The following is a 14891-nucleotide window of genomic DNA, read 5'->3' on the forward strand; positions in this document are numbered from 1 at the left end:
TCGCGAGCGGGGCATGGGCAATGGACTGCATCGCCGGAGCCCTTGGTTGGGTGCTCCCGATTTCTGCAATAACCCGGCTCAGACGCTTTACTTGCTGACAGCGTTGATGTAGTCGGCATGGATACCGTGTAAGTCGCGGAGAAGTCGAAGGAAATATTTGGTAACGACATGTTGATTTTGACCCGGAGACCGGGAGAAAGCCTCTACCTGGGCGATAATATCAAGCTGAAGATCCTGAGTGTTCAGGGCAAGCAGATAAAGATCGGCCTGGATGTACCCGAAGACATGACCGTCTATCGGGAAGAGGTGTATTTGAAAATCAAGGAACAGAACAGGCAGGCGCTGGAAACAAGCCAGCAGGACCTGCTCGCGGCGGCGGCGTTATGGCAAAAGAAAGATCGCGAAAAATAATGACGAGGCTGGGCCAGCGTGAAGTGAGCCCGGACGGTATCATCTATTTCCCCCGGGGATTGGTGGGGCTTGAGGACAAACGCGAGTTCGCCCTCTTGAGCGTGCGCGAGGACGATTCCCCCTTCCTGCTCATGCAGTGCATCACCGATCCGGGACTCGGCCTGCTGGTGGCCGATCCCTATTCGTTCATCGACGACTATGACGTGAAGATCGAGAATGCGGACCGGAGGGTCCTCAAGGTGGACAATATCAGGCAACTGGCCGTGCTGGTGACCGTGACCATTCCACAAAACAAGCCCGAAGACACCACCCTCAACCTGCAGGGGCCGATTGTCATCAACACCCAGGCGAGGATAGGTCTTCAGATTCCCCAGACGGAAGCGGGCTATCCCACGCACTTCCGTCCGATCGGCACATAATCCGTCGGTTACTTTCCCCTGCTAAACAAGAAGATCCAGGTCTTCGCGAAGCAAATTCGCGGCGGCCTTTTTCAGGTCGGGCTGGTACGTGCCGTCCTTGACCTTGCGCTTGAGCTCGTCCACCTTTTCCCGGCGGACGTCAGGCGCTTCCGAGGCGGTCTGCAGGGCAGCGCCCCGCAACCTGGCTTCGGAGGACAGGACGACGCGGTCTGCCGATTCGCCGGAGCTCTTGGCGGCTTCCTGCGTCTTCTGCGGATCCTTGACCTCGGGCCTTTCGATCTTCTTGTTTGCGTAAGGGTTGGTTTCCCCTACTATGTTCTTGATGACCATGTCGTTCCTCCCGTTTTGGACGGGTTATCAAAGCATGGTTCCATCCACCTTTGACAATGCTATTTCCCACAGCCGCCGCATGATCTTGTCCCGTTCGGGACCGGTCACTTCCTGCGGACCGGACTGTGTCTCCCTCAGTACCTGAACGTCGCCGCCTTCGATGGGATATTCGAAAACGAGATGTTCTCCCATGTCCCGCTCCAGTTGGCCGAGGACTGCCTTGACCACGGGAGAGGGGGAAGCGTTGACTATCAGGTTTTCAATGACCTCGTGCGCAATGCGCTGGATCAGTTCCCGACGCTTCGCCTGCTTGGCGATGTCGTCCATGGGCTCCAATCCGCCGATCGCCTGCCGAAAACGGGCCAGACGCTTGGCGCTCGAAAGCTGCTTCCCGTAGGTGCGCAGCATGGTTCGAACATTGGCGGAAGTTGCACTCATGGTATTTCCCCACTCCTTGATTGTAGTGATCGACCCGCCTGGAATTAACTTTAGGGGTAAATCGGAAAAAAATCTAGAAAAGTGCAATTAATCATCGGGTCCGGGGATTGGAAATTTGAAAAAGGTTGAATGTTTTTCTAAATTTAACTACAAATTTGAACCATGACCGTTCCATTGGGAAAAATTCTCATCGTGACCAAGCCGGGCGACGAATCGGCCCTGGCCCTCAAAGACCGGATGCTGTCGTTTCTGCGTTCCCGGAACGTGGACGCCGAGTGGTGCGAGCACCGGCTTGACGGGTGTGTCGGAGAGACCGTTTCCGACCGGTGCGACCTGATCATGATTCTGGGCGGGGACGGGACCTTCATCGGCGTTGCCCGGCTGCTGCATTCTTTCGGCGTGCCGCTCATGGGCGTCAACCTCGGGCGGGTGGGTTTCCTGGCCCAGCTCCACAGGGACAGCTGGCAGGAGTGGCTGGACAACGTCCTGGCCGAGGGGTTTCCCGTGGCCCGCAGGCTGGTTCTGGAGTATGATGTCCTGCGTCGCGGCGTACCGGTTCACCACGGGCTGGTCGTCAACGACCTGGTTGTCAGCAGGGGAGAGTTGGCGCGGCTCATACGGCTGAGCGTGTCGTTCGACGGTATTGACATCTCCACCCTGCGGGCGGACGGTTTGATCGTGTCCACGCCTGCGGGTTCGTCCGCTTACGGCGTGTCCGCAGGCGGGCCCCTTGTCCACGCAGGGCTTGAGGCGTATTGCGTGACCCCGGTCTGTCCTTTCCTGAACTCCTTCAAGCCCATGGTCTTTCCCGCCGCCGGCGTGGTCGGAGTCAGGGTGGAGGAGGCGACCGGCGAGGTCAACCTGACCGAGGACGGCCAGGCCGTTGTCAGGCTCGAGCATGCAGACGAAATCGTCCTGCGCCGGGCAAAGAAAGACCTCCTGGTGGTGGATTTCGGCCAGCGGGCATATTTTGAAAAATTGAAGAAGAACGGCTTCCTGACGGAGAAATAGATATGGGCCTTGCCAGGAAATACAATTCGGTGTTGGACATCCGCTACGGCCGGGACGCGGCCCTGGATGCGCTGCTGCTCCATTTCATGACCGAGAACCATCTCGAATACACCATCGACCCGCACAAGAACGCCTCGGGCGAGCAGCTCCGGTTCATGCTGGCCCTGGACGAGGGCGAGTTCTACGCGCCGTGCTCGGACTGGATGTTCCGCATGCTGCTGGAGGAAGGGCTGCCCGACCGGTTGCTGGCCAAGTATATCGAGCAGTGGAAGCGGTTCATCAGCCTGTCCCGGAATTTCTGCTCCGACCGCGAGCAGGCGCGGCGGTACATCCAGCTCGCCCGGCACAAGTTCCGCATGATCCTGGCTTCGCCCATCATCATGCCCTCGCGGCTGATGAAGCGGTTCATCACCATCTTCATGACCCAGTCGGGCATCGATGACCCGTACCGGTTCATCCGCAAGGCGCTCAACCGGCGGGCCGCAGAGATCGTCGAGAGCACGGGGTTTGACGAATTGGTCAACCACGGCCTCCCGGACACGGCGTTTTCCGGGCGCATCGATGATCTGCGCTTCACCCTGGACATGCTCGAAATCGAACGGCTGATGCGCATCTCCACCACCACCGATCACTGGACGCCCGAGAATCTCACCCTGGAGGCGTTCACCGCCTCGAACCTGGGCGACGAACTCCGGCAGGGGTCAGACCGGTTCCGGGAGGTCTTCGAGCGGCTCGGCAAGAGCGGCGAGACCCCGCACCGCATCCTCTACCTGCCCAACCGGGCGGGCGGCATCATCTTCGACCTCAAGGTGGTGCGGACCCTGCTCAGGCTGGGACATCGCGTGGTCATGGCCCTGAAGGAGGGCTTCTTTTTCGAGCAGGCCACCTTCTGGGACCGGGACAGCGATCCGGTCCTGGCCAAGGCGTTCAACGGCGCGCATTTCGTCAGCGAGGACCGGCTTTCCAAGAACGAACTGCTGTCCATAATGGCCCATCATTCCTTTGTGGTCATTTCCGACGGCACGCGCGAAAAGTTCAACCCGTATCGGGTCTCGGTTACCTTTGCCCGCGCCTGGAAGGAGTGCGATCTCATCCTGGGCAAGGGCAAGGGACTCTATGACCGGCTCATCGACAACAGCCACGAGTTTACCCGCGACGTGGTCAATTTCTATCGGGACGGGGAGGGCGAGTTCCATCTCCACTTCCGGCCCCGGTCCAAGCGGGCCCATTCCTTCAGTGAACGGTATATCACCGGCAAGGCGGAGCAGATCATCGCCGAGATGCGCGAGGCCCGGTCACAGGGCCGGACGGTTATGTTCTACTCCGGCATCATCGGGTCCGTCCCCGGCCAGACCAAGGAGGCCATCCAGGTCATCTCCACCTATGTGGAGCACCTGCGCGCCCAGCTTGACGACGCCTATATCATCAATCCCGGCGAGCACTTCGAGGAGGGCATGGACGCGGACGACCTGATGTTCATGTGGGAGAAGGTCCAGCGCAGCGGGTACATCAATGTCTGGCGTTTCCAGACGTATTTCGATATTGAAAAGAGCTTCGAGTTGATGGGGAAAAAGGTGCCGCCGGTCTGGACCGGCAAGGACGCCACCTACTCCACCGGCTGCACCAAGGAGATGCATATCGCCCTGGACGTGCAGCGGACGTCGCCGGAACTCCAGATCATCGGTCCCAATCCGGAAAAGTTTTTCCGCAGGCGGGAGTATGGAGTGGGCAAGTTCTGCGACGTGGCCATCGACTCCTGCGGATAGAGGGACGGCAACGGGACATTATGGCACAGACGCGGGCAATGACGACGGATTTCAGGGCACTCTTCTGGCGGACGGTGCGCATCCTGGCGGCGGTATTCTGCCTCCTGGCGCTGCTCTCCTGCATGAAGGACGGCTCGGTCTTCCGGGGCGAGGCCGACCCGCCGCCTGCGGAGGAAGCCGCCGTCTGCACCGGCAGCCTGTGCCGACCCGAAGTGACCGAGACCTTGACGCTCCGGCCGGTGCGCGAGCCGGACTCCGTGCCCGTCTGCGACATGTTTTTCCCCCTGTCCCGGGACGAGGGCTTCCAGAACATGGCCCGCATAGACATCCGCAGCCAGGGGTTGAAATCATGGACCGCCCTGGAAGGCCCGGTCCATCGCAGCCTGGAATACGCCCTGAATCAGGATCAGGACAAGCCCGCCCTGGTCCGGCCCGGCATGACCCTGACCTGGGCGCAGGTGGTTCGATCCCTTGAGGAATTCCTTGATCTTCTGCCCCATCTGGACGCCGACCCCGAGCTGCTGGCCCGCCGTTTCGTCTGGTACGGCATGAAGAACAAGCCCATGATGACCGGATATTACACCCCCGAGATCGAGGCCAGCCTGGTCCGGATGCCCGGCTACGATTTTCCCATCTACGGCGTGCCCGGCGACCTGCGTTTCGGCAAGGTGCGCGGCTACGATCAATTCTATCGGGTGGAGAAGGGCAGGGTCCTGCCGTACTACCAGCGGCGCGACATGGACGTGCGCAAGGTCCTGGCCGGGCGCGGGTTGGAGATAGCCTGGGCCAAGGACCCGGTGGACGTCTTCTACATGCAGGTGGAAGGATGCGGCAGGCTCAAGCTGCCCGACGGCACCACCCGCAACGTGCTTTACGGCGCCAAGAACGGACACGGCTTCCGCAGCCTGGGGCGCATCCTTCATGCCAGGGGCCTTTTGCCCAAGGGGAAGCTGTCCAAGGATCATGTCAAAGAATATTTCTCCAGGCATCCCGGAAAGATGTTCGATCTGATGGCCGAAAATCGCAGCTATGTTTTCTTCCGGCTGGAGAACTCGCCGCCCGAGGGGACCATAGGAAAGCCGTTGACGCCGATGGTTTCACTGGCTACAGACCGAAAGCTGTTGCCGCTCGGGAGTCTGCTGGCCTTTGAAGCCGAGATTCCGGATGCCCGGGACGGTCGGCCTCTGGGCACGCGCAGGGTGGCGGGCATCGGGCTGGCACAGGACACCGGCACCGCCATTCGCGGTTCGCGTGTGGACTACTACATCGGCGAAGGGAACGCGGTGGAACCCATCGCCAACAACATCATGACCGAGGCCACCGTTTATCTCCTCATAAGCAAAGAAGCACTTATCAATGGCTGACATCACCATAGAGATTGTTAAAGAGACCATCCAGGACGCCGTCAAACATCAGCTCCGGTCCGTCATGGACTGGCATTACGGCGAGCCCGTATACGACGGCGACCCCGAGGACGATTTGGCCGGGATTCCCGGTTTCCGGGAGCTGGTGGGTCGCCAGCACTGGACCAACTTCCAGCTTTGGCACGTCGAGGACCGGGCCCGCCGCCAGGACGTGGACGCCAAGGTCATCGCGGACTGCAAGTACGCCATCGACAAGCTCAACCAGAAGCGCAACGACCTCATCGAGCGGGTGGACGAGTGCCTCATCGGCCTGATCGATTCCCTGCTGCCCGAAGACGGTGTGGAAAAGTACAACACCGAGACCGTGGGCGCGGCTCTGGACCGGCTGTCCATCCAGGCGCTCAAGATCTACCACATGGACGAGCAGTGCCGGCGCAAGGACGTGGATCAGGATCACAAGGAGGCCTGCGGCGGCAAGGTGCTGACCCTCAAGCAGCAGCATGAGGACCTGGAGCAGGCCATTCTGGAGCTGATCGACGAGTACGCGGTCGGCGTCAAGAAGCCCAAGGTGTATTTCCAGTTCAAGATGTACAATGATCCGAAGCTGAACCCGGAACTCTACGAAACCAACAAATAGGTGAGCGACATGTCCCGCTATGAAACCGTCATCGGGCTGGAGGTTCACGCCCAGCTCAAGACGCAGACCAAGATTTTCTGCTCCTGCTCCACCAGGTTCGGAAACGATCCGAACGAGAATGTGTGTCCGGTCTGTTCCGGTATGCCCGGCGTGCTGCCCGTGCTCAATGAAAAGGTGGCCGAGTATGCCGTCAAGGCGGGGCTGGCCACCGATTGCGAGATCAACCTCAAGTCCGTGTTCGCGCGCAAGAACTACTTCTACCCCGACCTGCCCAAGGGGTATCAGATTTCCCAGTTCGAGCTGCCCATCTGCGAGCATGGCCATGTCGACATCGAAGTGGACGGCGAGAAAAAGCGCGTTGGCCTGACCCGCATTCACATGGAAGAGGACGCGGGCAAGAACATCCACTCCCCGGCCGACAACGCCAGCTTCGTGGACCTGAACCGAACCGGCGTGCCGCTCATCGAGATCGTTTCCGAGCCGGACATGCGCTCCGCCGAGGAGGCCGTGGCCTATCTCAAGGAGCTCAGGTCCACGTTGCTCTATCTCGGCATCTGCGACGGCAACATGGAGGAGGGCAGCTTCCGCTGCGACGCCAACGTTTCCATCCGGCCCTTTGGCCAGGAGGAGTTCGGCACCCGCGCGGAACTCAAGAACCTCAACTCCTTCAAGCACATCCAGAAGGCCATCGAGTATGAAGTGGGCCGCCAGACCGACCTGGTCGAGGACGGTGAGCAGGTGATCCAGGAAACCCGGCTGTACAACGTGGACAAGGGCACCACCCATTCCATGCGCGGCAAGGAAGAGGCCCATGACTACCGTTATTTCCCGGACCCGGACCTGGTCCCCCTGGTGCTGGAGGAAGCCTGGGTGGAGAAATGGCGGTCCGAACTGCCCGAGCTGCCCCGCGCCAAGCGCGACCGGTTCATGGCCGAGTACGGACTGGCCGATTACGACGCGGCCCTGATCACCGGCGAGCTGGCCGTGGCCGAGTACTTCGAGGCTGCGGTCAAGGCCTACGGCAATGACCCCAAGAAGGTCACCAACTGGGTGGTGGGCGAATTGCTGCCGTACTGCAACGACACCGAGGCCGTGGCGTGCGACATCCGGCTCACCCCCGCCAAGCTGGTCGCTTTGCTCAAGCTGGTGGACGACGGGACCATCTCCGTCAAGATCGGCAAGGACATCTTTCGCGATCTGTGCCGGACCGGCGACGACCCGGGCGAATACGTCAAGGCCAAGGGGCTGGTCCAGATGTCCGACACCGGCGAACTGGAAGCCATGGTGGACAAGGTCATCGCCGAGAATCCGGACGAGGTCGAAGCCTTCATGGGCGGCAAGAAAAAGCTCATGGGTTTCTTCATGGGCCAGGTCATGCGGCTGTCCAAGGGGCAGGCCAATCCCGGTGTCGTGACCAAGTTGATCAACGAGAAGCTTTCGTAATGAAGACCGGGGGGAAACTCTTGAAAGAGTTATCCCCCGGCCCCCCTTTCAGAACTTTTTGTCGCCACGCCGCCAGGGAGTTCAAAGGGGAAGCGGGATAACCGAGGCGGCGTGGGGTGCGTACTCCGCACCGCCTTTAATTTTGACATTTGACAATGGTTTGGTGCTACCTCCACACGGCGCATACGGTGTGTAGCGATTCCCTTTGACCAGCCAGCGCCGAGACAAGAAGTTTTGGAGGGTCCAGGGAACCTTTTTCAAAAGGTTCCCTGGCCGCCGGAGGCAAAAATGACCGAGCATATTCAGTATTCACCGGAAAAGGACGCCCTTATTCTTTTGGACCAGCGGTATCTGCCCAACCGCGAGGACTGGTTCGAGTGCAGGACCACGGACGACATCTGCTTCGCGCTGGTGGTCATGGTCGTGCGCGGCGCGCCCGCCATCGGGGTGACCGCAGCCTACGGCTGCTACCTGGCCGGTCGCGAAGTGCAGTCCATGGACGGGGACTGGAAGGCCAATCTCCAGGCCAAGCTGGACCAGATCCATGATGCGCGGCCAACAGCCGTGAATCTGCGCTGGGCCGTGCGCGAGATGCGTCGGGTCTGGGACGAGGCGGGCGACGTCTCCCTGGAGGAACTGCTCGGAATCTGGCTTGAAAGGGCCAAGGAAATCCATCGGGACGACATCGAGATGTGCGAGCTGATCGGCAAGTTCGGCGGCGAGCTGATGGACGACGGCGACACCATCATGACCCACTGCAACGCAGGCGCCCTGGCCACCGCCGGGTACGGCACGGCATTGGGCGTGGTGCGCGGGGCCATCGACCAGGGCAAGAAGGTGTCGGTCATCGCCAACGAGACCCGCCCGTTCCTGCAGGGCGCACGCCTGACCGCCTACGAGCTGCACAAGGACGGCATCCCGGTCAAGGTGGCCTGCGACAACGCCTGCGCCCTGCTCATGAAGCGCGGCCTGGTGGACAAGGTGGTGGTGGGAGCGGACCGTATCACCGCCAACGGCGACGCCGTGAACAAGATCGGGACCTTTGGCGTGGCCATCATCGCCAAGCGGTTCAATATTCCGTTCTACGTGGCCGCCCCCCAGTACACCATCGACATCGAGACGCCCACCGGTGACGACGTGCCCATCGAGGACCGCGATCCCAGGGAAGTGACCCACATCGGCGACCACCGCATCCCGCCCGAAGGCGTCGAGGTCTACAATCTGGCTTTCGACCCGACCCCCAACGAGCTGATCGCGGGCATCATCACTGAAAAGGGAGTGCTCTATCCGCCCTACACCGAGTCCATCAGGAAGCTGTTCGAGGATTCCTGATCGGGTTCGGCCGATCCGGTTATTCAAGGCAGGCTTTACACCCTGCCTTTTTTCTAACCGGGTTGCAGTTGTCATTGAATCCGGTTAAATATTTATGAATATTGAATCTGTTTTCGGTCACCGGACTTGGTTGTCCTGCCGGTTTACTTGATCCGTAAGGGGATGAAATGGAATTCAAGAGCATCAATACGGCTGTCACGCTATTGATCGCGGTGATTATCGCCGCGACGGTGGTCAGCGGCGTCTGGTGGGTGGGCGGCAATACTGCCCAGACGGTAATAGAAGGTGAGAAGCAGGCCATGAACAATATGGTCGAGCAGTCCATGACCGCCCTTGACGACTACATACTGCAGACCGGCGCAATGGCCAGGATGATCGCCTCCCAGCAGGTGGTCATCGACGCCCTGGGGGGCCACGACGCCTTGGGCGCGGATTGGATGTTCCAGGATCTGCTCGACACGACGGAGGGATATTGGGCAGCGTTCTGTTTCGACACCAACGGCAACGTCGTGGCCGGGTACAACGCCAAGGGCGACCGTATGGCCGGGGCGGACCGGAGCAGCCGTGAATACGTCAAGGCGATACTCTCGGGCAAGACGGAAAACTACCTCTCCGACAATATCCTGGTGTCCAAGAGCGGTGGGGGCATCCTCATCTTCGCCGCCGCCGCCGTGGTGCATGACCACAACGGCGACATCATCGGCGGGGTGGGCATCTTCCCCAAATGGGAGCATTTCACCTCCCGGTTCATCGATCCCTTCAGGGTGGCCGAAAACGGCTACGGGTTCATGCTCGACGGCAAGGGACGCATCATCGCCCATGCCGTGAACAAGGAATTGTATCTGAAGGATTTGTCCGAGTACGATTTCGTTCAGACCGCCTTGAAGAACGAGAACGGGGGGACCTGGTACGACTGGCAGGGACGGAAGAAATACATGGTGTTCGAGACCATGCCCGCTACCGGCTGGGTCATGGTCATGAGTGCTTACGAGGACGACATGGAGGCCGCAGCCCTGACCCAGAGGAACACCCTGATGGTGGGCGGCGCAGCGGTCGCGCTGTTGCTGATCGGGGTCATGGTGTTCAGTATCCGCAAGCTCGTGACCACTCCGGTCAAGAACATCCTGGGGTACGCCTCCGAGGTGGCCCGGGGCGATCTGCAGGCCACGCTCGAAGGCAAGTACAGGTATGAGTTCAGGGGATTGGCCCGGCAGATCGAAGCCATGGTCCGGGAACTCAAGAACAAGCTCGGATTTTCCGAAGGCGTTCTCAATGGGCTGGCCCTGCCGTGCAGCCTGATCGGGCCTGACCACAAGCTGTTGTGGACGAACCAGTACATGCTGGATCTCATCGAGCATGAGGGAGCGCCCGAGGACTACGTGGGCTACGGCTCCGGCCAGTTCTATTACAATGATCCGGACAGGGAGACTTTGTCCGACAGGGCCATCCGGGATCGGCAGCAGCTTGAGACCGAAGTGGAATACACCACGCCGAACGGGCATGTGAAAAACGTGCAGGTCGTGGCCACGCCGTTCTACGACATGGACGACAACCTGCTCGGGTCCCTGGCCGTCTGGATAGATGTGACCGAAATCCGTAACCAGCAGAAGCAGATCGAGGAACAGAACGAGCGCATCTCCAGCGCCGCCACCGAGGCCGAGGAGGTCTCTCAGAGGCTGTCGAGCGCCGCCGAGGAGCTGTCCGCCCAGATCGAGCAGGCCAAGACCGGTTCCGACACCCAGCGGCACAGGGCGCAGGAGACTTCCACCGCAATGGAGCAGATGAATTCCACTGTCCTCGAGGTTGCCCGCAATGCCGGTTCCGCTGCCGAGGAGGCCGACACCGCCAAGCGCAACGCCCAGGACGGCGAGGAAATCGTCAGCCAGGTCATCGGTGCGGTCGGCGACGTGCAGGTGCAGGCGGACAACCTCAAGGTTTCCATGGAGGAGCTGGGGCGGCAGGCTGCGGATATCGGCAAGATTCTCGAAGTGATTTCCGACATCGCGGACCAGACCAATCTTCTTGCCCTCAATGCCGCCATTGAAGCGGCCCGCGCGGGTGAGGCGGGACGCGGTTTTGCCGTGGTGGCCGACGAAGTCCGCAAGCTGGCGGAAAAGACCATGACCGCCACCAGCGAGGTAGGCGGGGCCATCACCAAGATTCAGAATATGACCCAGGAAAACGTGGTCGCCACCGAGAATGCGGTTTCCTCGGTTTCCCGCAGCACGGAGCTGGCGAACCAGTCGGGGCAGGCACTGGCGGAAATCGTTGGCCGGATCGAAGCCGCTGCGGATCAGGTCCGGGCCATCGCAACGGCCGCCGAGGAGCAATCCGCCACCAGCGAGGAGATCAACCGGGCCACGGACGAGATCAACCAGATCGCCCTGGAGGCTTCCCAGGTCATGGACCAGGCCACCAGCGCCATCCAGGAGGTGGCCGCCATGGCGTCCAGGCTGAACGCCATCATCGAGTCCATGGGAGGCAGTTAGGCCGGTTTCCCGAAAGCCGTCGGGAACAATGGACTCGACATTCGATTAAAGATAGGCTAATCCCGCGCTTCCTTGAACGGAAGTGCGGGATTTTTCAAGAGTCCCGCAACACAACACCACCCTGGAGCCAACCATGTTGCCAATCGTTGCCCTTGTGGGTCGCCCCAATGTGGGCAAGTCCACGCTTTTCAACCGATTTTTGAGAAAGTCGCGTGCCATTACCCATGATATGCCGGGGGTGACGCGAGACCGCATCTACGGTGAATGCGTCATGGGCGACGTGCGCTTCGACCTCGTCGATACAGGCGGCATGGTCCTGGAATCCGAAGCCACCCCTGAACTGTCCAAAGATTTCGAGGATGAAATCTTCGAGCAGGCCCGGGAGGCCATCGAAGAGGCCGACGGCATCATTTTCGTCGTGGACGGGAAAGAGGGGCTGACTCCGCTCGACCGGCAGGCCGCCGAGTACGTGCGCAAATCCGGCAAGCCGGTGTTCATGCTGATCAACAAGGTGGACGGAAGTGAGTTCGCCCCCCAGATGACGGCGGAATTTCACGAGATGGGCATCGAGCAAATGCCCGTTTCCGCAGCCCACGGCTACAACCTCCACGAAGTGCGCGACTATGTCCGGCGGTTCGTACTGGACCTGGGCATCCCCGAGGAGACCGAGGAGGATCGTGTCGAGGCAGGGCTCAAGCTGACCATGCTCGGCCGTCCCAACGCGGGCAAGTCGTCCATCATCAATGCCGTCATCGGCAGGGACCGGCTCATCGTGTCCGACGTGGCCGGGACCACCCGCGATTCCATCGACGTCACCTTCGAGAAGAAGGGCAAGCGCTACACCTTCGTGGACACCGCAGGGGTGCGCAAGCGGGCCAATATCCAGGACCACCTGGAAAAGATCAGCGTCATCCGGGCGTTGAAGAATTCCAAGCGAAGCGACGTGACCGTCCTGACCATCGACATCACGTTGGGGGTGGGGCGTCAGGACAAGCGGCTCATCGAATTCCTGGCCAAGGAGAAGACCCCGTTCATCGTGGTGGTCAACAAGTGCGACCTGATTCCCAAGAGCGAGACCAACAAGGCGCTTGAGGCGTTCCGGCGCGAACTGCGGGTCATCCCTCATGTGCCCGTTGTCATGACCAGCGCACAGAAGGGCGTGGGCATCGGAAAGCTTCTTCCCCTGGCCGAAACCCTGCGCCGGGAGTGCGAAATCCGCATCGGCACTGGCGCGCTCAACCGGGCGCTGGCGGCCGTGCTGGAAAAGCTCCAGCCCCCGGTGGTCAAGCGCAGGCGGCCCAAGTTCTATTACGTGACGCAGGCGGACGAGCCGATTCCGACTTTCGTATTCTTCTGCAACGACCACACCCTGGTCAAGCAGTCCTATGTCCGTTACCTGGAAAATCAGTTCCGCAAGTTGCTCGGCATCTCCGCAGCCCCGGTGAATATCGTGTTCCGGTCCAGCCACGACAACAAGGAATGGGAAAAGGCCCGCGGCATTTCCTCCATCGGCAAGCGCGGCCCCGGACGGGAGCGCATCGGTGGCGCGAAGACCCGGCGGCACGAGACCAAATACAAGGCCCTCAAGCGCCGTCGCCGCAAGGAAGCCGAAAGTGAAGCCGGAAAAGGCAAGGCGAAAAAGGGTAATAAGGGCGATCGTCATTGACAATGACGGGCTGAATTGTGTAGACGTTTTTTCCGCCTCGCATCGGCATCGTCCGGTGCCCGGCGATCCCAGGAGAAGTGGCCGAGTTGGCTGAAGGCGCACGCCTGCTAAGCGTGTAACGGGTGTTAAGCTCGTTCGAGAGTTCAAATCTCTCCTTCTCCGCCAAAATCACGGGCTTACGGGTAACACCGTAAGCCCATTTTTGTTGTGATTGTGAATTTGTGCCCCCTCTTTGTGCCCCCTTTGAGTCTGACAAGAGGTTTGGGACTAATATTAGGCGACATTCCGTAGACGTGGATTAAAAGATGAGGAGCGCGGGACGGAAGGGCATCCATGAGCGTTCAAGTCATATCAGTTCAGTTAGGTTTGAAAAGGGAAAGCGATTGGGCACGAAAGAAAAAAACCCTGCGAGCATTCACTTGCAGGGGTTCAATATATCAGGTCAAAAGGGTCAGCTGCGGTACTTCTTGCGAAGGCCGACAAGGCCGACCAGGCCGGAACCGAGCAGCCAGACAGCGCCCGGAATCGGAGTGGCTGCCGGGGGGGCCGGGTTTGCCTCGAAATCGGAGAATGAGACACTCGCGAAACCGTTCGCGTCAGCACCAGCGGAGAAGCCGATGGTGATGTAGTCGCCCGCCAGGCCGAGGGCGCCGAGGTCGAGGACGTCCAACACATTGAAGACACCGTCCGCACCAGCCCAGGAAGTCGTCAGTTGAAGTCCCACTTTTTCGAGTTTGAGGGAACCTGAAAATTCATCGGGGAGAGGCAACGGAGCCTGATTTCCGCCGGCTATCGGCCCACCGGCACCCGTCTGTTCGTTGTAATATGCGGTTGCAAAGCCACGAAGAGATGCCTCAGGATCGGCAAAGTTGTGGTAGATGCCTGCATAAATACCAACACCGGCATTGTTGTCACCAGTCTGGGCATCCAAAGGCTCGCCTGCCAGATTCCAACCCATTTCAAGACCAAAATGCCCCTGAGCGAGAAAAAGATTGCTGTAACTGATCTGGGCCGTGAAGTTCAGGTTCTGGGCGGACACGCCGGGTTGCATGATCGCATACCCAAGGTCACCGCCCGCTTCCTCTGTAGGCCCGGCTGCGACGGCAAATCCGTTGGGCTCACCGTTGGTGCCGAATTGGAGCGTCGTCCCGCCAAGCGGGTTTCCCCAATCATCGTAATGGAGATTGTATCCCATTGTGTTGTAAAATGTGCTGGCAAATGCCGCTGGAGCAGCAAAGGCGACGATGAGCAATGCGATCACCAGAATCTGAAACCGTTTAAGCATACGAGCCCTCCTTCTTGAATTTGAACCGCATTGTACCGAAAAGCAAAATTCATTCCATCTCCGATAGGCGTTGGCCTGCAACGACTTCAGGAACTGCCGCCAGTTTTGTCTGATAAAACTATACATTTCTATAGCTATCTTTGTCCGTGTTTCCCGGACGAGCTCGGTCTTATTCGACACATTATCACAACAAAAGCATGGCGGCGTTACGTATGTCGGCTCACCCCACCTCTTTTTATTTCCTGCATGGATCAGGGTAATCAATGTGTCCGGAATTTTCAGAATGAAATTACGGCGTTC

The 14891-nt window shown here is 59.8% G+C and carries 13 protein-coding genes and 1 tRNA gene; 11 read left to right on the forward strand and 3 right to left on the reverse strand.

What is annotated here, in order from left to right:
* Positions 1-168: 168 nt before the first annotated feature.
* Complete coding sequence (gene csrA / locus OO730_RS15085; RefSeq protein ID WP_264982309.1) at positions 169-411, forward strand: carbon storage regulator CsrA; 243 nt, start codon at positions 169-171, stop codon at positions 409-411.
* Complete coding sequence (fliW, locus tag OO730_RS15090) at positions 411-830, forward strand: flagellar assembly protein FliW (protein ID WP_264982310.1); 420 nt, start codon at positions 411-413, stop codon at positions 828-830. The genes csrA and fliW overlap by 1 nt, the downstream gene beginning before the upstream one ends.
* Positions 831-851: 21 nt before the next feature.
* Here fliW and flgM read toward each other — a convergent pair whose 3' ends face one another.
* Positions 852-1160: a flagellar biosynthesis anti-sigma factor FlgM gene (gene flgM / locus OO730_RS15095; RefSeq protein ID WP_264982311.1), complete on the reverse strand. Its 309-nt coding sequence runs from the start codon at positions 1158-1160 to the stop codon at positions 852-854.
* 27 nt (positions 1161-1187) lie between these two features.
* A complete protein-coding gene (locus OO730_RS15100; protein ID WP_264982312.1) occupies positions 1188-1598 on the reverse strand; it encodes a DVU0524 family FlgM-associated protein in 411 nt (136 codons plus the stop codon).
* Between the two features lie 162 nt (positions 1599-1760).
* On the opposite strand from OO730_RS15100, the gene OO730_RS15105 reads away from it, so the two are divergent.
* From OO730_RS15105 to OO730_RS15145, 9 genes are all read left to right on the forward strand, one after another.
* A complete protein-coding gene (locus tag OO730_RS15105) occupies positions 1761-2609 on the forward strand; it encodes an NAD(+)/NADH kinase (protein ID WP_264982313.1) in 849 nt (282 codons plus the stop codon).
* A 2-nt stretch (positions 2610-2611) separates the two neighbouring features.
* Positions 2612-4375 carry an ARMT1-like domain-containing protein gene (locus OO730_RS15110; RefSeq protein ID WP_264982314.1) on the forward strand — a complete coding sequence of 588 codons (1764 nt, stop codon included), beginning with the start codon at positions 2612-2614 and terminating at the stop codon, positions 4373-4375.
* Positions 4376-4413: 38 nt separating this feature from the next.
* Positions 4414-5739: an MltA domain-containing protein gene (locus OO730_RS15115; RefSeq protein ID WP_264982315.1), complete on the forward strand. Its 1326-nt coding sequence runs from the start codon at positions 4414-4416 to the stop codon at positions 5737-5739.
* A complete protein-coding gene (locus tag OO730_RS15120) occupies positions 5732-6376 on the forward strand; it encodes a DUF4254 domain-containing protein (protein WP_264982316.1) in 645 nt (214 codons plus the stop codon). The genes OO730_RS15115 and OO730_RS15120 overlap by 8 nt, the downstream gene beginning before the upstream one ends.
* A 9-nt stretch (positions 6377-6385) precedes the next feature.
* On the forward strand, positions 6386-7819 hold the full coding sequence (gene gatB / locus OO730_RS15125; protein ID WP_264982317.1) for an Asp-tRNA(Asn)/Glu-tRNA(Gln) amidotransferase subunit GatB: 1434 nt from the start codon (positions 6386-6388) through the stop codon (positions 7817-7819).
* Positions 7820-8107: 288 nt separating this feature from the next.
* Positions 8108-9151 (forward strand): S-methyl-5-thioribose-1-phosphate isomerase, encoded by a 1044-nt coding sequence (mtnA, locus tag OO730_RS15130; RefSeq protein ID WP_264982318.1) that lies wholly within the window; start codon positions 8108-8110, stop codon positions 9149-9151.
* Between the two features lie 167 nt (positions 9152-9318).
* Entirely contained in the window at positions 9319-11640 is a 2322-nt protein-coding gene (locus tag OO730_RS15135) for a methyl-accepting chemotaxis protein (protein WP_264982319.1), read from the forward strand.
* 133 nt (positions 11641-11773) lie between these two features.
* Positions 11774-13306 (forward strand): ribosome biogenesis GTPase Der, encoded by a 1533-nt coding sequence (der, locus tag OO730_RS15140; protein WP_264982320.1) that lies wholly within the window; start codon positions 11774-11776, stop codon positions 13304-13306.
* 71 nt (positions 13307-13377) lie between these two features.
* Positions 13378-13471: transfer RNA gene (locus OO730_RS15145), tRNA-Ser, on the forward strand.
* Positions 13472-13757: 286 nt separating this feature from the next.
* Here OO730_RS15145 and OO730_RS15150 read toward each other — a convergent pair.
* Complete coding sequence (locus OO730_RS15150) at positions 13758-14591, reverse strand: hypothetical protein (protein ID WP_264982321.1); 834 nt, start codon at positions 14589-14591, stop codon at positions 13758-13760.
* Positions 14592-14891 lie beyond the last annotated feature (300 nt).

This window comes from Pseudodesulfovibrio portus, assembly GCF_026000375.1.
GTDB classification, from domain to species: Bacteria; Desulfobacterota; Desulfovibrionia; order Desulfovibrionales; family Desulfovibrionaceae; genus Pseudodesulfovibrio; species Pseudodesulfovibrio portus.